Consider the following 21,551-nt stretch of genomic DNA (forward strand, 5'->3'; position numbering starts at 1 on the left):
CGTATACCTTCTGCTTTTTATCGTAACTCTCTATTATTATAAAATAGGTTCAGGAACAAAACCCAAATGGCGAATCTGCATTTTTTATTCTTTTCTGAATACCCTTTCTGCCTTTATCTTTTCCTTTTTCCTGAATCACTTTATCACCTTCGCAAATTACAACGTAATCTACGGTACAATCAGCGCATTAATCATCATGATGCTTAAAGTCTACTTCTTCTTTGTAATCTTTTTATTTTTTGCCCAGATGATTTATGCTTCCCAGTTTTTTGATACCCTTCTGCTTAAGGAACTTTACCTTCTTCCAGACTTTTATGAAAATAAATTGTTCAAAAACCTCAAACGCATCCTCTTTATAAATCCGATAAGCAATGAAACTTCAGAAAACTCCCTTTACTATAACGGAGGAGATGTCATTTTTACCCCGGAAGAAGAATCCGACTGCGTTTACTACATCTGCCAGGGCTTTGTAAAAATAAGTGATGAAAATACAACCAGGCTCATAAACCTTGGCAGTTTTATTGGAGACAGCAGCTGTATTCTTGGAAAAGAAAGAGGCCAGACTGCCATTGCTTTTACCCAGTGTAAATTGATTAAAATTTCACGAAAAGATTTTATGTCCGTCCTTCATGAAAACTCTCAGGCCGCCTCAAAGGCAATGGAAAAACTATAGGAAAGACTAACTATTGTTTTTTCTCATTAAGAGTACTAAAATAAACCATTATGAGTTTAGAATTACTTGATAGTGCGGTTCGCCGCGTTCACGATTTCCCAAAACCGGGAATCCTTTTTTATGATATTACAGGCGTTCTTGTAAACCCTGAAGCCTTTAAATTCTGCCTTGATAAAATGGTAGAATTGTACAAGGATGCAAATCTTGATGCCGTTGCCGGTGTTGAATCACGTGGTTTTGTTTTTGCAGCTCCACTGGCAGAAAAATTAGGCATTCCTCTTATCCTTATCCGCAAAAAGGGAAAACTTCCTGGAGATACTTACAGCTGTAAATATGCCCTTGAATATGGCGTTGCAGAAGTTGAAGTTCACAAAAAGGATATTAAAAAAGGTCAGAAAATTCTTGTGATTGATGATTTGATTGCAACTGGCGGAACTCTTGCCGCAGCTAAGAACCTTATTGAACAGGGTGGCGCTGAAGTTGAAGAATTCTTTGGAATTATCGGACTTCCTGAATTGAACTACGAAAAAGCACTTGCTCCTTGCAAGGTTACAACACTTATCAACTATCAGGGCGAATAGAAGGCAATTAAAATGTACACACTTCCTCTTACTTACAAAAGCATTTTGAACAACAAAGAAACAGAGCATGCTATTGTTGCAATTAAAGATTTTTTCCAGCTTGCTCTTTCTACAGAACTGAACCTTACCCGCGTTACTGCCCCTCTTTTTGTACCGGCAGGAATCGGTATTAACGATGATTTGAACGGTGTTGAACGCCCTGTTTCATTCCCTATCAAGGCTTTGAATGAAAAGAAAATGGAAATCGTTCAGTCACTTGCAAAATGGAAGCGCCTTAAGGTAACAGAACTTGGACTTGATCCAGACTTTGGTATTTACACAGATATGAACGCTTTGCGCCCTGATGAAGATCTGGATGCAATTCATTCTATTTACGTTGACCAGTGGGACTGGGAAATGGCAATTGATGAAAAGGACAGAACAGTATTCTTCCTTCACGAAATTGTAAAGAAGGTTTACCGCTGTATTCAGCGCACAGAATTCTTCCTTTACGACCGCTATCCTGAAATCAAACCGATTCTTCCAAAAGAAATTAAGATTGTATTTGCAGATGATTTGCAGCGTGAATATCCACAACTTACTCCAAAAGAGCGCGAAGATATCGTTACAAAGAAATACGGTGCAGTTTTCATCACTGGTATTGGCGGCAAGCTTGATGACGGCACAATTCACGACGGCCGTGCTCCTGACTATGATGACTGGATTACAGAATGTGGCGACGGCCACCGCGGATTGAACGGTGATATTCTTGTCTGGAACCCTGTTTTGAACAGCGCTTTTGAACTTTCTTCTATGGGTATTCGTGTAAGCCCAGAATCTTTGAAGGCTCAGCTTGAAGAACGTGGCTGCACAGAACGTGCTAAACTTGAGTTCCACTCAAAACTTTTGAAGGGAGAACTTACTCAGACTTTGGGTGGCGGTATCGGTCAGTCACGTCTTTGTATGTTCCTTTTAAGAAAGGCACACATCGGAGAAACCCAGGTAAGCATCTGGTCTGATGAAATCATTAAAGACTGCGAAAAACGCGGTATAAAGCTTTTGTAAAGCTTTTCGTTTATCGAACTCCTGTAGTGAAAGAAAAAGAATATAAATTTCGTTCCAATGAAATTGAAACTCAGATTCCTCATCTTGCAGAAAAAGGAATTACTGAGTTTTCAATTCATGACGAAAAACTTTCGTGTGATAAAACTTCTCTTTTAAGAATCATGCGTCTGGCTGCAAAAAAAGCGCCGGACGTATATTTTTCTTTTTTGATTGATGCATCGGCAATTGACCGTGAGGTTGTTGGCGCATTGCAGAATCTTTTTTGTTCCATTGATATCCCGCTTCGTCCAATTGAAAAAGGCGGAAAGCTTTTATTTGATAAAAAGTTTTTTGCAAATAAGGCAAACCTTTTGAACCAGGCTGGAATTGTATTCGGCTTTCAGCTGAAATATGCAGCGCAGACGGGCGACACATTAAAGGCTTTTACAGACCGCCTTGATTTTGCGGCCAATCAGTATCCAAATCACATTGATTTTGCCCAGACAGAAAATGCAGAAGAGGCACAGACTGCTTCTGTAAGCGGTATTTTCAGCGCAAAAGACATCCGCTATGCACGAGACCTGAGTTTTGCCTGCCGTACTTTTTATTCTGCCGGACGCGCAGTACCCTGGTTCTTAAACGTGCTAAAACCATTAAAAATCTACCCTTCCCGCTTTTTTGCAGACTTTGCTGAATGGCAGCGCTGTAATAACTGTGATTTTAAAAGCGGCTTTTTACCGGAAGAACAGAATCATACAGATATAGAAAAAATGCAGCTTCTCTTCCTTGCAGAAAAATACGAAGAAAAAAATCAGCACGATTTAATTGCACTTGTTGATGATGTAGTAAGAATTAACGGTGCAATTTCCCGCCTTGAAAAAGAAGGCGATTCTTGCGAACTTGAACTTTCCTATTCTGCAGATGATTTGCTTGGACCAGAATCCTTTGATTTGAAGGCCTTTTTAGAAAACGTCTGCATGGAGCCTGCAAAAATCAAACTTAAAATAGAAAACGGCGAGCTCAAATGCTTATAAAGATTTTAGTAAATAAAACCTGCCGTCTGGATGAACTTTTGCGGGAAGAACTGCCTGCACGAGTGCAAGCAGAAATGCCTTCTAGCAGCACAAATTCCTATTCCAGCCCAGCAATTTCAAACTCAAAAATCCGCCGCCTTATTTTAGCCGGCAGCGTAAGTGTAAACGGCCGCCAATGCCGCCGCCCCGCCTTTGAACTTCGCGGCCGCTCAGAAGTAATCGTAGACTTTGAAGCAGAAAAGTTCTTTTTTGAAAAACAGCCCGACGACATCGATTTTGTAATGACTGAGACTGACGTACTATACGAAGACCAAAACCTTATTTTTGTAAATAAACCTGCTTTTCTTCCCGTTGAACAGACAATCACTGGAAACAGAAAGAACCTTCACGACGCAGTAGTAGATTTTTTATGGAAGCGCAATCCGGAACTAAGAAACCCGCCTTACGTTGGAATAATGCACCGCCTTGACCGCGAAACTTCAGGTGTAATTCTTTTTACTAAAAACCGGGCTGTAAACAAAGCTGTTCACGATATCTTTGAAGCTCACAGCTTTACAAAGATTTACAAGGCTGTGGTTGTGCCTGCAAAAACACTTGGCGGGCGAGCAGCAAATCTTCTAAAAAAGGTAATACTTTTACAGTAGAAAACTATCTTGGCCGCATATCCTCAAAATCTCAGGCAGGAAAATGGGGCGCTGTACCGGAAAAAGCTGGCGGACTCTATGCAAAAACATCTTTCCGAGTCTGCGGAGAAGTTACCGTAGAAGGCAAGAAAGCTTATTTAATTGAATGCGAGCTTTTTACAGGCCGCACTCATCAGATTCGCGTACACTTAAGCGGAGCAGGCCTTCCCCTTTTGGGAGACAGTCTCTACGGAGGACTGCCTGCAAAACGAATCTACCTTCACGCAGAACGACTTGCCTGCTCCGAAGCGGGGCTGACCTTTGATGTTCAGAGCCCTTTCCCACTATCTGGCAGTATGTCTTGCAAAGAAGTAAAGTGACATCAGAACAAGAATTCCCGCATAGAGAATAAAGCCGATAAATATTGCCGAAGCCGAAGGAACAACTCCTACAATTACATAATTAATCAGTTTGAAGATATACAAAAGCCATTTATTTAAGAAATGGCAAATTATAATTATAAAAGGAAAGCCGAAAACCCAAGTCATCTTAAAATACTGATTAACTTTTGTCCTGTAATTCCAGGCAACAGAAGCATAACCAATCAAAAGAATTACAATCCAGAAAGGATAGAAAATGCGGTTCAAAAGAGCTTCGCAATAAACTTCAGAGGAATAACCGTAAAGGCTGGCTTTTTTTACAAGCTTATAAAGGTTGCCGAAAGGAATGCGGGCCGGTTCACTGGTCTGAGTTTCAAGCATGGTAAAATCGCTGTAATTCATTGGAAGAAGAATATATTCCGGCACATGAGCAGTTTCACCAGATTCATAAACGTAAAGCGGTTCTGTCCTTACATTAGGGTCATCGCGTCCTACAGAATTCAGCATAATATATGGAATAACACTTACTTTAAGATCAATTCCCAGAAGTTCCTTTGTTTTTTCATTGATTGATTTTATAGAAACCGGCAGAACCTTTGCATAAGGCACAGTCATAGTCCTGAAAAGACTGCCGTTTTCAGCGATTGTCTGAATTGTTAAATCACGAAGATACTGAACTGTGCGGCCTGTTTCCTTTATTGAAGTAACCCCGCGGAAATAAATGATATCCTTTGAACCGTCGGTATAGGTATAAGAAAAACAGATATCATTCAAATCTTCAAAACTTTCAAGCTGGAAAACTTCATCATCAAAGAAACAGCGCTCATCAATTCGCTTTGACGCAACATCCAGATAAAAAAGCACGTCCGGGTCTGTAGCATAATCACGAGAAGACAAGAATAAATCACGGAAAATATAATAGGCGGTTAAATCATCATTTTTTACAAGGGCAAGATAACCTTCGTATTTTGCATCATAAAATTTCTGATCGTCATTTTTTGCAAGGTTATGCTCTGTTGTAATCTTGTTCCAGGCCTGAGTAGCAATATCCTTCAATTTATCAACATTAGGATCTTTTGGACTTGAAAGTTTAAGCCCTTCCTGTGCATAGTAATGAGCATTAATCCACTCGCCCCTGTCAAAGCAGGAAGAAGCATTCAAAAAGCACTTATAGGCATCTGAAATTTTTCTTGTATCAATATTGGCCTTTGAAAAATTATCATGAGTTTCCTTGCTGGAACGGTATATTTCAAAACGGATATTAGAAGTATTTTCACGGTTAATTTCTACATCAGAACGATCTTTTAATTCCGCAGCTTCCCGTGAATTAGGGTTCAGCACAAGGGCCGCATCAGCATAGGCATAACTTTTTGAATAAAGCCCTTCTTCAAAGAAAGTCTGACCAGCCTTAATATATTGAGCAACAAGCTTTGGATGATTGATTATATTTCTCTTTCCCCTGTTAATTAGGCTTCCAAAAACTTCTGTACTCATAGTAAGAATCAGGGCGCAGGCACAGGCATAAATAATAAGGATTTTAAACCTGCCAAGCATTGCAGAAGAAAAACGGGTTAAGCTTCCCTCGCAGTTATTTCCAAAATAAACAGAAAGGCTTACCAGAAAGCCCGAATAAACAACAGAAGGAAGATAGCGCAGAAAATATCCCAGTCCTACAAGCAGTTTATATTTGCTGGCGGCATTTTCTGGTACACCAGTTGGAATACTGCCGATAAAACCAGCAACAAGACTTACAATAAGAGCAAAAACTAAAAAGAAGGATAAGGTTCCTATGATCTTCTTCATTTTAATCCTCCTCCTTTTTAACTGCAGTTTTTTTTAAGATGAACTTAATAATTCCTGCTGTTGTTATAATCAAACCAAATACCGTATTTACAAAAACAAGGAAGGAATTCTGAATGAATCTGTTTGTAAAATCAAAAAATCCTATTTTATAAATCTGTCGGATTACAGGCTGGAAAGCCGCAGAAAAATATAATGAATTAAAAATCAGGATTGCAGAAAGACTTACCACAATGGCGCATACATTCAGTAAGTTCCAGTCAAACATGGAAGAAAGACCATATATAGAACAAATAGCAAAGGCAAGTGAAAGAAAGCAGAGGTAAGCAATAAAACCTTTTGAAAAAGAAGTTTCGCCATAATCAACAAGACTTTTAAGATTTATAAAATTAGTAATAGAAGAATCTTCAAAAGTACTTTTTATGATAATATCCTTATAAGGTTTTCCAGCCTTCAAAAGTTCGAAAGCTTCATCAGAAAAAACAACTCTGTAACGGGCAGCCTGGTCACTTTCTGTATCAAGTTCAATAATGCGGGTTACGCGGTCATAATTATAATCTTCAACCAGATAGTAAATTTTATCTCCAACTTTTCTGAAATAACCGCCTGTAAGGCCCTGCTCCTTTTCTACTGTAGCAAAATCATAATTATTATTTACAAAAGTTTTAAGTTTATAATTCATAGGAAAAACTACAGTCCAGGTAAGGGCAAATATAAAAATATAGGCAAAAGTCTGGGCGGCTCCAAAAGGATGTCTTATGCGGTAATAGCACAAGACAGGACCTATTAAAAAAGCATAGCAGGCAGAAATATAAAAGAAGGACTTGATAATATCCCCGGTCTGAAAGAGAGCCATTGGCTGGCCCGCTGTAAAGTTTGTAACATTCAGATAAAGAGAATACAGGAGGGTTGCCAGAAGGGTTCCCAAAATGAGCAATACAAGATAAATCAAAATAAAATACAGTGCTTTTTTCATTAAAGTCTTTCCTATCTATATTATCGGCAGAAAATATATGAATTATTAATTACAAGAAAGTAAATAAAGAGTTTGACGATGACGAAATTGTTATATATAATTAAATAGAATAAATTACTAAGGAAAATATACGCGTATGGATAGCAACAATTCAATTATTCCAGGATTTGACAATGAAAAGGACGACAGCCTTTCAATTGCTTTAAAAAAGGCTGAAGGTGTTAACCGCGGAATTTTCATTTATCTGAACGGTTATATTGATACTTATAATTCTAGTTTTTTCCAGAAACAAATCACTAAAGTTATTGAAGCCGGTTATATCAATTTGATTTTTAACTGCTCAGCTCTTAACTATGTTTCTTCTACCGGTATCGGTTCATTTACTGTATTCTTGAAAATAGTAAAACCAAAGGACGGAGATGTTGTTCTTTTGGAAATCCAGCCAAAGGTATATGAAGTATTCCAGCTTTTAGGCTTCTCTCAGTTCTTCAATATTAAATCTTCTGCAGAAGAGGCTCTGGCTTATTTCTCTGCAGGCGGAAGTACAGCTCCAAGTTCAACCTTCCCTCTGATTATTTCCTGCCCTGTATGCAACAAAAAGCTGCGTGCAACAAAAGCAGGCCGATTCAGATGTTCAGGCTGCCGTTCAATTCTTGCAATCAACGACAGCGGAGAAGTTACACTGGGCTAAAAATTTACATGAACTTAAGCAGGGGTATTCCTTAGGGAATACCCCTTTTTTATCCACATTTATTCCACCTGAAATTTTATAAAATGTGGATAACTTGTGGAAAACTTCTTAAAATGTTTCACATGTTATATTTGTGAAACAAAATTAAAATGAAGTTTACGCCTTAAACCCCTACACAATATATTCGGATATACTACTTATTTCTTATTATTATATAGATTTAATTTGTTATAAGAACTATTCGTAAAAATTTTTAAACATTTTTTTCAAATTCTATTGACACGAATTTTATCCACAAGTCCAAAATCCAAATGTGGATAACTTGTGGATAAGGGGTTAATTAATGTTGATAAATGGTGAAATTCTTTGAAAATTCAAGGATTTGTTTTTTTGTCAATTCTTTTATATAATTTACTTATGAAACAGGAACTTTTAAATAGGCTCACAAAAATAGAGGAAGCACTTAACAAGTCTCTTTGCAAAGAAGTCTCAAAAAAATGGCAGGACTCTTCTTTCGGAAAGCTTTCAGAAGCCATTACAGAAAACTTTATTCAGAACCTGATAACCCCAAATAAAAACCTTATAGATCTTGGAGGAAAACGCTGGCGCCCTCTTCTCTTAATTTTATGCTATGAATTACAGAGCCGCCTGAACAGCACCACTTGTCTTTCAGAAGAAACAGCTTACTCTCTTACACCACTTGTTGAGTTCGTACACACTGCAAGCCTTATCCATGATGATATAGAAGACTCTGCTGACCTGCGCCGTGGAAAACCTGCTGCCCATATTACTTATGGATTGGACACAGCGCTCAACGCTGCCAGCTGGCTTTATTTTGAAGCTCCTGTCTGCATTAATTCTACAGAGCTTGAAATCCCGGATGACCGCCGTCTTACCCTCTACAAACTTTATACAGAAGAACTGCGCCGCCTTCACCTTGGTCAGGCAATGGATATTTTCTGGCACAGAACACCGGAGCTCTTCCCGACTAAAGAGGAATATCAGGGAATGGTACGCTGTAAAACAGGAACCCTTGCTTCTATGGCGGCAAAAATCGGCTATATAGCAGGAGGAGCAAGCCAAGAAGAGGCAGATAAAGCTGGAGAAACCGCTGCAAATATAGGCATGGGCTTTCAGATTATCGATGATGTAATTAACCTTACAAGCGGAAACCCTGGTAAAAAACGAGGAGATGACATTGTAGAAGGCAAAAAGAGCCTTCCGGTTCTTATTCACGTAGAAAAAAATCCTTCTGATGCAGAAAAGATTGCAAAGCTTATGAAGCAGGCGTCCGAAGAAGGCTTTGATTCCCCTGCCGTAGAAGAATGCATTAAACTGCTTGAAACAAGCGACTGTATAAAAGACGCTGCACAGGAAGGTAAAAAACTTATAAAAGATAACCTTGCCTTCTTTAATTCTGACTTAATTTCAGAACTCTTTACATCAATGATTCCGGAGAATTTCAGATAATGACAGAGCACCCAGATAAATTAAACAATGAAGCTATTCACCTGGCCTCTGCAGGACATTTTCCTGAAGCAATTGCATGTTTTAAACGGGCACTTACCCTCGACCGGTTCAATTATCTCTTATGGTTTAATATGGGGGTAACCTACCGCGATATGGGCAACACAAAGGCAGCAAAAGACTGTCTTGCAAAAGCCTACTCAATTGCGCCTCATAATCCGGATGTTGCCGAAACCTACGCACAGATCTGTCTTACCCTAAAGCTTTACAGCCTTGTTCAGGAAATCTGTGAAGAAGAACTTGATTTTAATCCTCTTGATACCCATTTGTGGAACCTGCTTGGAGTAAAATGCTTCCAGACAGAAGATTACGAAGCAGCCGCAGATTTTTTTGAACAGGCAGTTTACATCAATCCTTATTATGAAGATGCGCTTTTTAATCTTAAGGACACTTACAATGTGCTTGGAAACGCCACCGGTGAAGCTGAATGTACTAAAAAGCTTCAGGAAATGAATGCCCTATGAAAGATGTAATAAAAGATTTTATTATAGAAAAAGACTTACGACGCACCTGGAAGCAGAAAATCGGGCATACTCTCTGCCTTTTTATTCCAATTGCATCAGCCTTTGCTGGATTTTTCCTTTCTCCGGCTATTATAGCCTTTCTGACGGGCTCAAAACTTGAAGACGGCTATAATCCTTCTGAAGCCTCAAAGTTCGCCATAACGCTTATATTTTTCGCTATTCCGGCCATAATAATCTTTCTGCTATCCCGCGGAGCAAATCCAATCATGAAAATTATCGTAAAGGACGAAAAAAAAGCTGCCCTTTCGGACAGCCTTTAAATTTTATCCAATGCAAACTTGCGTCTCCGCAAGTTTGATGCTAAGGTTACATGCTTTCGGAAGTTGGAGTTCCCGTTACGACCTTAGCTAACAATGCTCTCTTGCTAACTTACTAATCTCATCAGCCATCTGCATAAGAGGAACCTGCTTCTGAACGCCGCCAAGTTCAAAGGCAACCTTTGGCATTCCGTAAACAATACTTGAAGCCTGATCCTGTCCAAGTGTCCAGGCACCCTGCTTACGCATTTCTGCAAGCTCTGCAGCACCATCACGACCCATACCGGTCATAATTACACCAAGAGCATTGTTCTGGTAGATTTTTGCAACAGACTCAAAAAGAACGTCTGCAGAAGGTCTGTGACCGTTTCTCTGCTCGTCCTGACTGAGTTTTACGTAATTACCGTCTGCACGATGCTCTACGAACATATGATATCCGCCTGGAGCAATGTAAACGTGTCCGCCTTCAATCTTTTCGCCGTCTACGCCCTCTGTAACAGTAAGAGGACAGATATTGTTCAAACTAGCCGCAAACTCTTTTGTAAAGCCGGCAGGCATGTGCTGAACAACCATTACAGGCTGTTTAAGGCGAGGATCTATCATTTTAAATACATCGCGCAAAGCATTAGGTCCACCTGTTGAAATACCGATTGCAATAAGGTCAATTCTACCGCCGGAGCGGGCTGGAGTAATGGTAACAGGTTCCTTTAGCTTTGGTTTATTCCACAAAGAAGAAGCCGGTAAGTCGGTCTTCTGAATGGTAAAGTTCTTAGCAGCTTCCTCACCCTTCTTAAGAACAACCTGACGCTGTGCTTCACGCAGTTTTACCTGCTGTGTAAAATAATCAGCTTCAGGAATTTCTTTTCCGTGAGCGCTCGCATAAGCACCACCATAAGACGCAATATATTCAATAATTTCACTTGATACATCAGCAATTTTAAGTGTTACAGAAGATCCGCCTGGCTTTGTAATAAAGTCAGAAGCACCAAGCTCAAGACACTGCATGGTTACTTTTGCACCTTCAGTAGCAACACTCGAAAGAATGATTACAGGAACTTTGATTTTCTGTTCCTTGCGTTTTTTAAGGAATTCAACACCGTTCATTACCGGCATTTCAATATCAAGAAGGATTACATCAGGATTACACTGAGGAATTTTATCCAGCAAATCCTGACCATTTTCAGCCTTTCCGCATACTTTCAAGCCGGTTGTTTCATCAACAATTCGTCCAATAAGGTTGCGCATCAACGCAGAGTCATCACAAACCAATACCGAAATATCATCCATAGCATATACCTCGCAGTTTTATTGAGATTTATTGAACTTTTTTTTATTTATCAAGAAGTTTTCTATAAAGACAAGCCCATTGAGTCTTTAAGAATTCAAACTTTGTATTCATACCGAACAGCGATTCCGAATGGCCGATGTAGAGATATGAATGAGCTGCCATTGAATTCCAGAAGTTATCAATTACCTTAAGCTGAGCAGGTTCATCAAAATAGATAAGAACATTACGGCAGAATACAACATCAAGGTTGCGTGCACCGGAATCGTTCTTAAGGTTATGGTAGTCGAATTTGATTTTTGCCTGCAGATCTTTATTTACCTGATAGCCTCCATCGACCTTGGTAAAATACTTCTGAAGATAATTTTCAGGAATACCATCGATTTTGTTGTCAGCATAAAAACCAGTCTGAGCGGTCATAAGACACTTGAGGGAAATATCCGAAGCCGTAATCTGGAAATCCCAGCCCATAGGTGTAATTTCCTTCATAATCATAGCCAGAGTATAAGGCTCTTCACCAGTAGAACAGCCGGCACTCCAGATTTTTATTGTCTTATCAAAAGAATTTTTTGCCTTTTTGGCTTCTATGATATTAGGAATTACATAATTGATAAAAGCATCAAAATGAGGTTGATTTCGGAAGAATCGGGTAAGGTTTGTTGTAACCGCATCCAGCATCTCCTTCATTTCCTCGGTGCTTTTAGTAATCAGGGCATAATACTCCTGAGGAGTGGACATATTCTTTTTGCGAAGCAGTTCCTTTATTCTGCTGTCGAGAATTGACCTGTTTGTTGCAGAGAATGTGATACCGCTTTCATCATAAATGACCTTTCGAAAAAGTTCGTAGTCTGCATCATTAAGTACTTCTAACATAAGTAAAATTATAAACCTACATTATCCAAAAGTAAAACTTTAAATTTAAAAATGCAGTATATTTAGAACAAATTGTTTTATTTTTAACGTTTTACGCGTCCACAGTTGTCGCCGCCGGCAAGAAAAAGCACTTCTTCCGCGCTTACCATATTAAAATCGCCTTCAATTGTATGTTTAAGACAGCCGGCAGCCACCGCAAAATCAAGCTGGCACTGACAGGTCATTTTCTTCAACTCGCCGTAAATAATTCCCGCAGTAAAAGCATCCCCTGCCCCAACGCGGTCTACAATGTTGATTTCATATTTTTTACTCTGAGTAAATCCGTCATCGCTGAGCATAAGTCCTGCCCAGCCGTTCAAACTGGCCGACTTCGATTCCCTGAGGGTAATGCAGACCTTCTTAAAGCCAAAACGAGCCGCAAGTTCTCCCGCAACCTCTCTGTATCCATCCATATTCAGGCTGGAAAAATCCTTCTGAGGCATATTTATTCCAAATAAAAGCGAAGCATCTTCCTCGTTTGTAATGCAGATATCCACATAACGGCAGATTTCCCCCATAACTTTGCCTGCGGTCTCTGCTGTCCAGAGCTTTTTGCGGTAATTGAGGTCAAAAACAACAGTAATTCCCTTCTTCTGTGCAATCTGACAGGCCTGAAGGCATATTTCCGAAAGAGCCTTACTAAGAGCCGGGGTAATTCCGGATAACATGAAAATCTTACAGCCCTCAAAAATGCTGTCCCAGTCATAATCCTCAGAAGTAGAGAGTGATACGGCAGAACCGGCACGGTCATAAATCACTTTAGAAGCACGGGTTCCGGCACCCTTTTCTAAAAAATATAGGCCGGTTCTGCCGTCTTCCGAACGGGAAATAAAATTTGTATTTACGCCAAATCTTCTTAAATAATTAACGGCACACTGGCCGATTTCATTTTCAGGAAGGCGGGTCACAAAAGCCGTATCAATTCCGAAGTTTGCAAGACTGACAGCAACATTTGCTTCTGAGCCGCTGTAGGAGGCGCCGAAAGTATCTGCCTGAAGAAAGCGCATATATCCTTCCGGTGCAAGGCGCAGCATGATTTCTCCGAATGTAACGACTGTGGACATAATATTCTTTCCTAAAGTTTTTTAATTGTGTACTGGAATTTTCCCATTGAAGAAAAGTCTGCACGTTCAAAACGCCATTTTCCGATAATCTGAGCGCGGATTTCCTGCTGAGCAAGAGGCGGTACAATGGAAGAAGGATTAACATCTACACTTGTAACATTTCCGCTAGGCTGTACTTCAATAATAATTGACACATTGATAGTTGTATCAACCTGATTAGCCGCCGCTTCAGACAAATCAATGCGGGGTTCTGCAGGTTCAATAAGACCGCGGGAAGAACCGTCTGCCATGGCAAACTGATTATGCCCGCTGCCATTAGAAACAGAAGCAGTAAGTTCAGAAGAATGGCTTGTTCCCGCACTTCCTTTATAGGTGGCATTTTTAATACCTTTAAGAGCACCGGTTGTAGATGAAGAGGCTGTTTCGTTTATAGAACCATCCTTTTCCTGCTGGCTGGTAACTCCAGAACTTGACGAATTTGCCTTACCGGAAGTTCCCGTAACAGAAGAGGAAGAAGCAACTTTCTGTGGCTGGGAAGAAGTTACAGGAGAATCATCATTTGAATCATCAAAATCATCCCAGTTGAAGGATTTGGTTGATGCAGATTTTGAAGACATCTGTTCTGCCATAAGTTCTTCTACGCTCTTTGCATATTCAACAGGAGCTGCGGGAGCTGGTGTCTTTGCCGGGGCAGCTGTCTTTTTTGTTTCCACCGGCTTGGCAGGCGCCTTTGCAGCTGGTTTTTCAGCAGCCTTTTTAGGAGTTTCTGCAATCTTCTGCTCTTTTTTTGCAGGAGCGGGTGCCGGAGCTTCTTTTACCTGTTCAGATTTTTTTATCTGCTTTTCTGAACTTGCCGCCTGTGGAGCAGCAGCCGCAGCAGCCGCCGCACTGTCCTTTTTTTCTGTCTTTGCAACCGGAGTAGAAGAAAGTACTATCTGAACCGGCTTGAAATCATTTTTCTTTGAAAAAGGCTTTGCAAAAATAAAAAAGAGAAAAAGAATCAGCCACAAAAGGACGGTTCCCGACAGAGCCACAAATTCACTTGTGTTCTGGGGATTGCTGTCGCGTCCAAAGACTGGTATTCCCTTATATTGTATTTTCTGGATTTTAGTCCATAAATTTTCTGTCATTTTTTGGATGTCGTCCTCAAATTAATTACCGCATATCCGCTTTCCCGGATTACGTCAAAAAGTTTTACGATAGTTCCGTTTTTAACTTCGCTGTCTGCTTCAAGAGAGATAGGAAATTCTATCTTTTTTGTATCACCGGTATCGTATTTTACAAGTTCCGCCTTAAGAGTCTTCATATTAACTTCTTTTTCATTAAAATAAAGACTTCCGCTGGCTTCAGCTGTAATTGTAATTCCCTTCATCGAAGTTCCTTCGCTTGTGGTACTTTCAGGAAGATTCAGTTTAATTCCAGGAAGAATGGCAAATGTTGTAGAAACCAGGAAGAAGAGAATCAGCTGGAATACGATATCAATCATAGGAGTCATATCAACATTAGAAGTTATTCTCTTTCGGTTTTTGCTTAATCTCATAAAGCAATTTCTCCTCGGCTAACTACACTCTGCCTGTAAGGCGGACAAGAACTTCTGTTACCTTTGCTTCCATTTCTACAAGACGGTGATTTACGCGCGAAATAAAATAGTTATGAAATATAACAGAAGGAATTGAAACGATAAGACCGGCAACAGTTGTTACCAGGGCTTCAGAAATTGCGGTTGCAAGAAGGGCTGGATCTCCCATAGTTCCACCGGCACCAAGAACACCAAAAGCCTTGATGTTACCAGTTACAGTTCCCAAAAGTCCCAGCAGGGTTGCAATATTTGCAATTGTACCAAGAGGAGTAAGAAGGTGCTCAAGACGAGGAACAACAAAGTCCATTTCTGCTTCAACAAGCTCGCGCAAATCTTTTTCCTGATAGCGGCGGCAGTCAAAAGCCTTTTTCAGAACCTGAGCCATTGGAGTTCCCGCTTCTGTACAGGCAACGGCACAGGCATCAAAATTCTGAGAACCAAGAGAGCCCTGCAAATCGTTCATAAGTTTTTCATCACGCTTTTTGATATTCAAAAAGTAAAAACATCTTTCAATAATAATAAAAGTTGCAATGATTCCGCACAAAATGATTGGAAACATCAATACTCCACCCGCTTTAATACTGCTTAACATTTTCTAAAACCTCCAAGTTTTTTTTATGTATTAAAAGAAAAATTTTACCATTACAGAAGCTGTTCCGCTTCTTGTTATATATTCCCCCGCATAAGTTCTTGTTGTACCAGAGAAGAGCTTGATAATATCTGTAAGCTCAGCCCCGATACTTACAGCCTGAGTGATTTTTACAGAACCGTCAAGATTGAAAATCGGAACAATTGCTGAAGAATCATCATCAAGTCCAAAATCTGCTGTAAGGCTTGTAGTGAACTTACCGCCGGCACTTGTAATGCCAGCCCCCAGACTAATAAGCTGATTATACTCAAGTACAGGAATATCAATCCAGTTTGATTTTACGCCTGCAACAAGAGAAAGGATTTTATAATACCAGGTAAGGCTTAATTCTGTGTAAAGAATGCTCAACTCATCCTGTTTATACATATAAAATCCATTATAGTCTTTGTCATAATAAGGCTGCCAGAGACCGTTTCCAAAAGCAGTCTTCTTATAGGCAATTTTTGCAGCGGCAGTAAAGCCCTTTCCTACAGGAACAGAGGAATCAAGCTGGATATACCAGTTTGTAACTTCCTGAGGAATAAAGTTCAAAGCCGTAAACTTATACTTTTCTTCAAGTTCTGCTACACGGGTACGTTCTGCAGAAAGTCCCCCTTCCAGCCCGATACTTGCCTTACGGTTAGCAAAAGGAACCGGAAAAACCGCACTTCCACCAAGTGTAAAAGGAGCAGTAATATAATTGTTGTTCATTGAATCACTTAGGAGTGCTCCAACGTTTGCGTAAGCCTTAAAAATCTGATTCTGCCATGAAGCCTGGACTTTAAAAAGTCCGCGGTTAGAAAGCTTACTGATTTCATTATTTCTGTTCTCTGGATCATAGGCAATTGAACCGTTTGTATTTGAATCAAGCCAGTAAGTGCCGGAAAATCCTATATCAAAGGCTCCTAAATCAACATTTCCAAAAAGTCCTGGAGAAATTCCAAAAACGCTGACATTCTTTAAGAAATCAGCAGCCTCTGTATCACCTGTAATTGCAGAATAGCGGTTATAGAAGTCTGCATTAAGACAAGCTCCTGCAGAAAAAATATCATTAAACTGCCAGGTAAAATCTCCGCCGCCTTTTACATCGTTCTGGGTAATGTCACTGAAGTTAGCAACCTTGTTCTGCAAACCGTTTACTAAAACCTTGTAGTTACCATTAAGATTTACAAGGGCCTTATTTTTCTGAATTGTTTTTGTAATATTAATACCGGTTGTGCTGTCTTTATAGCCGTCTTTTAAAGAATGACCAGAATAACCGGCAGCAGAATTATGATTAAAACCTATGAAGAAGGGATTCTGACCGCTCAGACGGTAAACAGAAAAATCTCCGTAAAACAAAGCAGGATAGCCGCCTCCAACCTTACCTTCTGCAAATACAGATTTTTCTTTTTTTGCAGAAGCGGCATCAGCGACACCTGGCTTTTCCTGAACAGTTACATCCGGAAGAACCGGCACGATTGAACCACTGCCTTTTGGTTCCTCAACAACATCAGAAAAGGCAGGAAGGGCATCTTCCCCTGCAATCAGATTTCCGGATTTAATAACCGTGGTAAGATCATCAAGTTCAATATTTTCAGCCTCATTTGACTGGGCAGAAAGTGCTGCAGCAAAAAAGAACATTCCTCCTGCAAGCAAAAGGGCCTTATTAAATTTTGTATTCTTTATTTTTTTCATAAGCATATCCTGTTTATCCTAATTTCCTGTAATTCTATCAACTGATTCAGCATAGTGACTCTGAGGATATAATTCCTTCAGGGTTCCAGCTGTTTCGCGGGCATCACCCATAAGCTTTGCAGCGGCAAAGGCCTCTGCGGCAGAGTAAAGACTTTCAGCAGCCTTTTCAGAGTTTCCAGAAGTTCGGTATGCAGCTGCAGCTTTCAGATATTCTTCTGCAGCAGTCTTATTCTGTCCATTTCTTCTATTATACTCTGCAAGTACGCTTGTATTCTGGGCAAAAAGTTCCTTTTCATCATCCCCGGTCTGAAGAGCAGCCAGTTCCCCGGCAAGTTTTACTCCTTCAGCCTGAGTCTCATTATTTCTCATATAAAGGCGGACAAGTTCACTTCCGATTTTGCGGCCTTTTTTAGTAGAAGCCTTTCCGGCCTTTTCATATTCATTCTGCTTAAGGGCAAGGGTTTTGTCAGTTCCTGAAACAAGCCTTTTAAGCTCCTGAGCCTTTTTCCCGATTCCGTCTCCTGCAGCCTGTTCCGGGTATTTCTGAACTAGAGTTTCGGCTGTAGTCAAGGCCATTTCATAATCCTGTTCGTCGTAGCAGGCATTCAAAAGAGTTGTATAAACTCCGTAGGCATAAATGCTCTGGTCGTATTTCTTAATGAATACCTGGCAAAGCATAAGGGCCTTTTCGTAAGAACCCAGTCTGTAATTACAATCGGCACAGAAGAAGAGGGCCGCATCACTGTATTTGCCATCTGCATATTTGTAGATGTACTGATTAAAGCGGTTTTCCGCAACTGAATAATTTTTCTGAGAATAATACATTTCTCCCTGGTGGAAAACTGCTTCTTCTGCAGTCTGAGAACGCGGGGCTTTTGTTATTATTGCTTCCAGCTGCTTTTCTGCAAGGTTCAAATCCCCCTGCTTTTCATAAATCTTTGCAATTTCAAAGAGGGCTGTAAGGGCAAAGTCTGATTTATCGCTGGTATAAGGAGTCAGAACTTCAACTGCCTTCTGACCGTTACCTGAATCTGCATAAATCTGGGCATTCAAAAGCACCGCTTCCTCTTTTTCTTCCTTAGTCTGGGAGATTTTTACAAGTTTTTCTGCCTGGGCAGAAGCATTCTTAAAATCGCCGTTCTGAAGGGCACTCTTTACGGCGAAGTCCAAAGCCTGGCGGACATATTTTATTTCAACAGGCTTTGAATCACTTTCCGAATTAAAGCGGACAAAAGAAGCATAGGCATTTTTGAACTCACCAAGATTATATTCAGCATAGGCTTTATAAAAGAAAGAAAGAAGCAGGAAGTCTTTTGATGAAGAAGCCTGCGAAATATAGGAATTAAAGCTGTTACGGGCTTCATTCCATTTTCTAAGGTTGATTAAATCAAGGCCTGCAATATACAAAGCTTCAGGAGCTTTAAGGGTGCGGGTCTTCTGGTAAGAGCTGGAAAAATGCTTAGTGATAAAGAGAGCTTTTGCGTATTCCAGAATAGACTTTTCATCAAGGGCAGAATCTGCCTCAAGTTCCTTATAAAGACTTTCAGCTTTTACGGCATTTCCGGCTTTAAGGCAGCTTGAAGCATACATTTTTTTACATTCAGTATCGTAGAGGTAAGCTTCCAGATTTTTTTGTACCGAAGAATAATCCCCCTTATTGTAAAAATAAGATGCCGAATAATAGGCTGCTTTTGCATCAGGCTTTTTAATATTTGCGTAGATTTTCTGAACTTCGTTCCAGTTATTCAAGACAACAGCAAACTGCAAAAGAGTTGAATAATAGGAATCAAGAATATTATCTGTAGGAGAGTTCTTAAAAAGATCTAAATTCTCATCAAAATGCTTTTTTTCAAGCAGCAGGACTTTTTGATCGCTTACAGTTTCAAGAACAGTCTTTGAACGGTAAAGGCAGATAAGAGCCAGATCTCCTTTCACGCCTTCATTTATAAGCTTTTCGGCGTTGGCAAAATAATCAAGTGCCGTTTCATAATTTTTTGCATCAAATTCATCTATACCAAGACGAATCCAGAAATCACAGACAAGCTCCGGCTGCTTTTCAAATAAGGCAGTATTACGGCTGAAAACCTCACCAGGATTTACAGGAACTTTTTTCTCTTCTGCAAGAAGATATGCTTTTTTAAGGGCAATTACAGAAAGGCTTTCAATCTGAGCATCAATTACAGCACAGTACAAATCATAGGCCTTCTGATATTCCTTTGTATTTTCATAGCCCTGAGCCGCATAAACGGCAGTTGTATAATAAAAGACCGGATCAAAACTTTCTTTTGGCAGGGAATTAAAAAGTTCAACAGATTTTTTTCCCTGATTAAGACCATTATAGGAAATTATCAGCTTTTGAAGGGCTTCATTAAAATCAGCCTGAGAATATTTATTTCCCTTTGAAACTACATACTCAAACTGGCGGGCAGAATCCTTAAAATTATCCTCAAAAAAATAAATGCGGCCGGCATAAAGCAGACTCTGATTGTAAATTTCCTGCTCAGAGGTAAGCTCAGAAGCTTTTGTTTTTTTTGCTGCCAGATAAAAGCTTGAAAGAGCATTTTTATAAAGGCTCTTTCCAAAATAAGCGCGGCCTAAAAGGTAATAACATTCCGCAAGCTGGGGAGTATCTTCTCCAAGAGAATTCAAAAGAAGCAGAAGTTCTTCCTGTGCAGAATCATTCATTTCTACACCGGTAAGCGCCCTGGCCTTTTGCAGACGAACTTCAGTAATATAGGCTGAATCCGGATATTTTCTTTCAAAAGTCGAAGCTTTTTCTATTACCCCCGGCAAAAATCCGGTTGAGTAAGCAGTATTAATTTCGTTATAAAGTGCCGTTTCCGACGCTGCTATATTCTGGGCATTGGTAAATACACAGAAATTGAGCAGAAGAATTGATGTAAGAATTATTTTATTTTTTATCATAAGCCGGGAAGAATTGTTCATTTGATTTTACCTTTGTTAGATAAAGAAAATCAGACTGATAAAGACGCATGAATTCATCAAGCGTAAGTTTTTTTCCATTCATATAAACTATGCAGGCAAAAGTACCGTCATCCAGAAAATACGGAAAGAAAACCGCATTCTGATTAAATACACTTACCTCTGGCGACACGCTTCTGTCTGTTTCACGGATTGCCCCCAGATAAAAAGTATCAGGCTCTGTAGCGGCAAGCACGTACAAAAGCGATTTTAACACCTGAATTCTATAACCAGTATTTTCTATAAAGGTTACAGAAGTGGCAACTCCCTTGTCATTTATCGAAGAAGCAAAAGGATTAATTGTTACGTCTACTCCAGACTGATTAAACATATAGTTTTTATTTGCATAAACAGAAATGACTGCCGAAGCAAGATTACGAATCCAGTTTAAGCCAAAATAGAGATTGTATTTCTGAGAAAGAATTCCCTGATGTCCGTTATCTTTTACCCAGACCGTATCCTGAACCAGAGGTTCCCTCTTAAGCTGGGCTCCGGCAATCGGTTCTACAAGTCCGTCGCAAATCCATTTCAGAAAGCCAGCCGAAGAAAGGAAGAGGCTCTGCCCTACCGAAGTTTTTCCAAGTTCATCAAAAGCAAAAGGCCGTCCGCTTGCAACATGAACTAAATGACCATCTCCATCATACATTGCGTCCGGGGCATATTTGATTTGAGGAAGGGCCTCATCAATTACCGCACTCATCTGACGGACGCCATGGTATTCATTCTGAGAAGTAAGAACATAGTTCCATGGAATTTTTGTTTCAGTTGTCTTCATCACGTTATCAAAAGATGAAGAATAATAGTAGGAAAAAGGAAGACCAGTAGGAGCGCCCCGGGCAGCGTAATTTCCAAAAATTACAAGGTCTGCAAGGGCTGATTTTCCGTATGGAGTGAACTGAACGTAAACTCCGCTGTCTTTAAGGAAATAGTAGCGGGCACTTAGAGGCTTTCCTGACAGTTTATCTCGGACAAGGACAAAGCTTCCTGCCACATCTCCGGGATAATAGGTTTTCTGCTCAATATGACTTTGTGAATCTGAAACAACCTTGATATTGATTGTTGTTTTAGGCGAAACAAATATATAGAAGAAAGAATCATCTTCTTCCATTCTTACCTGAAATTCCTGACCAATATTATTTGTAATAAGTTCAGCCTTATTCTGCCTGACCATTTCCAGCGGAGCTTCAAACCAGTTTTCGGTCAGCCCCGCACGGATTTCAGCAGAATCTGGAATTCCAAGAGTATTATATGCTGCAAAAAGCCTTGCAAAGCCTGCTGCAAAAAGAATTAAAAATGATAAAACAGTTTTTTTATTCATCGCAGAGCCTCCCTCCA

21 protein-coding genes are annotated in these 21,551 nt (G+C 39.9%); 10 read left to right on the forward strand and 11 right to left on the reverse strand.

The genetic code is table 11. The features are described from left to right. The 6 genes from MSI_RS01295 to MSI_RS15125 all read left to right on the forward strand — a co-directional run. The coding region (locus tag MSI_RS01295) for a cyclic nucleotide-binding domain-containing protein (protein WP_039923918.1) at positions 1-673 on the forward strand (673 nt) is incomplete at its 5' end. Between the two features lie 50 nt (positions 674-723). Continuing rightward, on the forward strand, positions 724-1,254 hold the full coding sequence (locus tag MSI_RS01300) for an adenine phosphoribosyltransferase (protein WP_009102878.1): 531 nt from the start codon (positions 724-726) through the stop codon (positions 1,252-1,254). 12 nt (positions 1,255-1,266) lie between these two features. After that, positions 1,267-2,298: an aspartate--ammonia ligase gene (gene asnA, locus MSI_RS01305; RefSeq protein WP_009102880.1), complete on the forward strand. Its 1,032-nt coding sequence runs from the start codon at positions 1,267-1,269 to the stop codon at positions 2,296-2,298. Positions 2,299-2,324: 26 nt separating this feature from the next. Further along, complete coding sequence (locus MSI_RS01310) at positions 2,325-3,311, forward strand: hypothetical protein (RefSeq protein WP_009102882.1); 987 nt, start codon at positions 2,325-2,327, stop codon at positions 3,309-3,311. Next, on the forward strand, positions 3,302-3,955 hold the full coding sequence (locus MSI_RS15120; RefSeq protein ID WP_009102884.1) for a pseudouridine synthase: 654 nt from the start codon (positions 3,302-3,304) through the stop codon (positions 3,953-3,955). Before MSI_RS01310 ends, MSI_RS15120 begins: the two co-directional genes overlap by 10 nt. A 17-nt stretch (positions 3,956-3,972) precedes the next feature. Next, a complete protein-coding gene (locus MSI_RS15125; RefSeq protein WP_155815460.1) occupies positions 3,973-4,314 on the forward strand; it encodes a pseudouridine synthase in 342 nt (113 codons plus the stop codon). Here MSI_RS15125 and MSI_RS01320 read toward each other — a convergent pair. Next, complete coding sequence (locus MSI_RS01320; protein ID WP_009102886.1) at positions 4,279-6,117, reverse strand: hypothetical protein; 1,839 nt, start codon at positions 6,115-6,117, stop codon at positions 4,279-4,281. The genes MSI_RS15125 and MSI_RS01320 overlap by 36 nt on opposite strands. 1 nt (position 6,118) lies before the next feature. Then, positions 6,119-7,090, reverse strand: coding sequence for a hypothetical protein (locus MSI_RS01325; RefSeq protein ID WP_009102887.1), 972 nt, complete (start codon positions 7,088-7,090; stop codon positions 6,119-6,121). 136 nt (positions 7,091-7,226) lie between these two features. On the opposite strand from MSI_RS01325, the gene MSI_RS01330 reads away from it, so the two are divergent. From MSI_RS01330 to MSI_RS01345, 4 genes are all read left to right on the forward strand, one after another. After that, a complete protein-coding gene (locus MSI_RS01330; RefSeq protein ID WP_009102888.1) occupies positions 7,227-7,781 on the forward strand; it encodes an STAS domain-containing protein in 555 nt (184 codons plus the stop codon). A 417-nt stretch (positions 7,782-8,198) separates the two neighbouring features. Beyond that, complete coding sequence (locus tag MSI_RS01335) at positions 8,199-9,251, forward strand: polyprenyl synthetase family protein (protein WP_039923973.1); 1,053 nt, start codon at positions 8,199-8,201, stop codon at positions 9,249-9,251. Continuing rightward, positions 9,251-9,772, forward strand: a complete 522-nt coding sequence (locus tag MSI_RS01340; protein WP_009102892.1) for a tetratricopeptide repeat protein — start codon at positions 9,251-9,253, stop codon at positions 9,770-9,772. The genes MSI_RS01335 and MSI_RS01340 overlap by 1 nt, the downstream gene beginning before the upstream one ends. Further along, positions 9,769-10,092 carry a hypothetical protein gene (locus MSI_RS01345; RefSeq protein ID WP_009102894.1) on the forward strand — a complete coding sequence of 108 codons (324 nt, stop codon included), beginning with the start codon at positions 9,769-9,771 and terminating at the stop codon, positions 10,090-10,092. The genes MSI_RS01340 and MSI_RS01345 overlap by 4 nt, the downstream gene beginning before the upstream one ends. An 87-nt stretch (positions 10,093-10,179) precedes the next feature. On the opposite strand, the gene MSI_RS01350 is transcribed toward MSI_RS01345, so the two are convergent. From MSI_RS01350 to MSI_RS01390, 9 genes are all read right to left on the reverse strand, one after another. After that, positions 10,180-11,376, reverse strand: coding sequence for a chemotaxis response regulator protein-glutamate methylesterase (locus tag MSI_RS01350; protein WP_009102895.1), 1,197 nt, complete (start codon positions 11,374-11,376; stop codon positions 10,180-10,182). Positions 11,377-11,419: 43 nt separating this feature from the next. Then, positions 11,420-12,247, reverse strand: coding sequence for a protein-glutamate O-methyltransferase CheR (locus MSI_RS01355; RefSeq protein ID WP_009102896.1), 828 nt, complete (start codon positions 12,245-12,247; stop codon positions 11,420-11,422). 83 nt (positions 12,248-12,330) lie between these two features. Beyond that, positions 12,331-13,350 (reverse strand): sugar kinase, encoded by a 1,020-nt coding sequence (locus tag MSI_RS01360; protein WP_009102897.1) that lies wholly within the window; start codon positions 13,348-13,350, stop codon positions 12,331-12,333. 11 nt (positions 13,351-13,361) lie between these two features. Continuing rightward, the gene (locus tag MSI_RS13725) at positions 13,362-14,480 is read right to left on the reverse strand and encodes a hypothetical protein (RefSeq protein ID WP_009102898.1); all 1,119 of its coding nucleotides are present in this window, start codon (positions 14,478-14,480) and stop codon (positions 13,362-13,364) included. Beyond that, positions 14,477-14,890, reverse strand: a complete 414-nt coding sequence (locus MSI_RS01370) for a biopolymer transporter ExbD (RefSeq protein ID WP_009102899.1) — start codon at positions 14,888-14,890, stop codon at positions 14,477-14,479. Before MSI_RS01370 ends, MSI_RS13725 begins: the two co-directional genes overlap by 4 nt. Positions 14,891-14,912: 22 nt before the next feature. Then, positions 14,913-15,521, reverse strand: a complete 609-nt coding sequence (locus MSI_RS01375) for a MotA/TolQ/ExbB proton channel family protein (protein ID WP_009102900.1) — start codon at positions 15,519-15,521, stop codon at positions 14,913-14,915. A 30-nt stretch (positions 15,522-15,551) separates the two neighbouring features. Then, the gene (locus MSI_RS01380) at positions 15,552-17,234 is read right to left on the reverse strand and encodes a hypothetical protein (protein ID WP_039923921.1); all 1,683 of its coding nucleotides are present in this window, start codon (positions 17,232-17,234) and stop codon (positions 15,552-15,554) included. Positions 17,235-17,252: 18 nt separating this feature from the next. Then, positions 17,253-20,159 (reverse strand): tetratricopeptide repeat protein, encoded by a 2,907-nt coding sequence (locus MSI_RS01385; RefSeq protein ID WP_009102903.1) that lies wholly within the window; start codon positions 20,157-20,159, stop codon positions 17,253-17,255. Then, positions 20,146-21,534: a hypothetical protein gene (locus MSI_RS01390; RefSeq protein WP_009102904.1), complete on the reverse strand. Its 1,389-nt coding sequence runs from the start codon at positions 21,532-21,534 to the stop codon at positions 20,146-20,148. Before MSI_RS01390 ends, MSI_RS01385 begins: the two co-directional genes overlap by 14 nt. Between the last annotated feature and the right edge of the window lie 17 nt (positions 21,535-21,551).

Source organism: Treponema sp. JC4, assembly GCF_000260795.1.
Lineage (GTDB): Bacteria > Spirochaetota > Spirochaetia > Treponematales > Treponemataceae > Treponema_D.

What these genes read in the sequence shown, in the direction of transcription:
- MSI_RS01300 (WP_009102878.1), top strand. Translation starts at nt 724, where the DNA reads ATGAGTTTAGAATTACTTGATAGTGCGGTTCGCCGCGTTCACGATTTC.
- asnA (WP_009102880.1), top strand. Translation starts at nt 1,267, where the DNA reads ATGTACACACTTCCTCTTACTTACAAAAGCATTTTGAACAACAAAGAA.
- MSI_RS15120 (WP_009102884.1), top strand. Translation starts at nt 3,302, where the DNA reads ATGCTTATAAAGATTTTAGTAAATAAAACCTGCCGTCTGGATGAACTT.
- MSI_RS01320 (WP_009102886.1), bottom strand. Translation starts at nt 6,117, where the DNA reads ATGAAGAAGATCATAGGAACCTTATCCTTCTTTTTAGTTTTTGCTCTT.
- MSI_RS01325 (WP_009102887.1), bottom strand. Translation starts at nt 7,090, where the DNA reads ATGAAAAAAGCACTGTATTTTATTTTGATTTATCTTGTATTGCTCATT.
- MSI_RS01330 (WP_009102888.1), top strand. Translation starts at nt 7,227, where the DNA reads ATGGATAGCAACAATTCAATTATTCCAGGATTTGACAATGAAAAGGAC.
- MSI_RS01335 (WP_039923973.1), top strand. Translation starts at nt 8,199, where the DNA reads ATGAAACAGGAACTTTTAAATAGGCTCACAAAAATAGAGGAAGCACTT.
- MSI_RS01340 (WP_009102892.1), top strand. Translation starts at nt 9,251, where the DNA reads ATGACAGAGCACCCAGATAAATTAAACAATGAAGCTATTCACCTGGCC.
- MSI_RS01345 (WP_009102894.1), top strand. Translation starts at nt 9,769, where the DNA reads ATGAAAGATGTAATAAAAGATTTTATTATAGAAAAAGACTTACGACGC.
- MSI_RS01350 (WP_009102895.1), bottom strand. Translation starts at nt 11,376, where the DNA reads ATGGATGATATTTCGGTATTGGTTTGTGATGACTCTGCGTTGATGCGC.
- MSI_RS01355 (WP_009102896.1), bottom strand. Translation starts at nt 12,247, where the DNA reads ATGTTAGAAGTACTTAATGATGCAGACTACGAACTTTTTCGAAAGGTC.
- MSI_RS01360 (WP_009102897.1), bottom strand. Translation starts at nt 13,350, where the DNA reads ATGTCCACAGTCGTTACATTCGGAGAAATCATGCTGCGCCTTGCACCG.
- MSI_RS13725 (WP_009102898.1), bottom strand. Translation starts at nt 14,480, where the DNA reads ATGACAGAAAATTTATGGACTAAAATCCAGAAAATACAATATAAGGGA.
- MSI_RS01370 (WP_009102899.1), bottom strand. Translation starts at nt 14,890, where the DNA reads ATGAGATTAAGCAAAAACCGAAAGAGAATAACTTCTAATGTTGATATG.
- MSI_RS01375 (WP_009102900.1), bottom strand. Translation starts at nt 15,521, where the DNA reads ATGTTAAGCAGTATTAAAGCGGGTGGAGTATTGATGTTTCCAATCATT.
- MSI_RS01380 (WP_039923921.1), bottom strand. Translation starts at nt 17,234, where the DNA reads ATGAAAAAAATAAAGAATACAAAATTTAATAAGGCCCTTTTGCTTGCA.
- MSI_RS01385 (WP_009102903.1), bottom strand. Translation starts at nt 20,159, where the DNA reads ATGATAAAAAATAAAATAATTCTTACATCAATTCTTCTGCTCAATTTC.
- MSI_RS01390 (WP_009102904.1), bottom strand. Translation starts at nt 21,534, where the DNA reads ATGAATAAAAAAACTGTTTTATCATTTTTAATTCTTTTTGCAGCAGGC.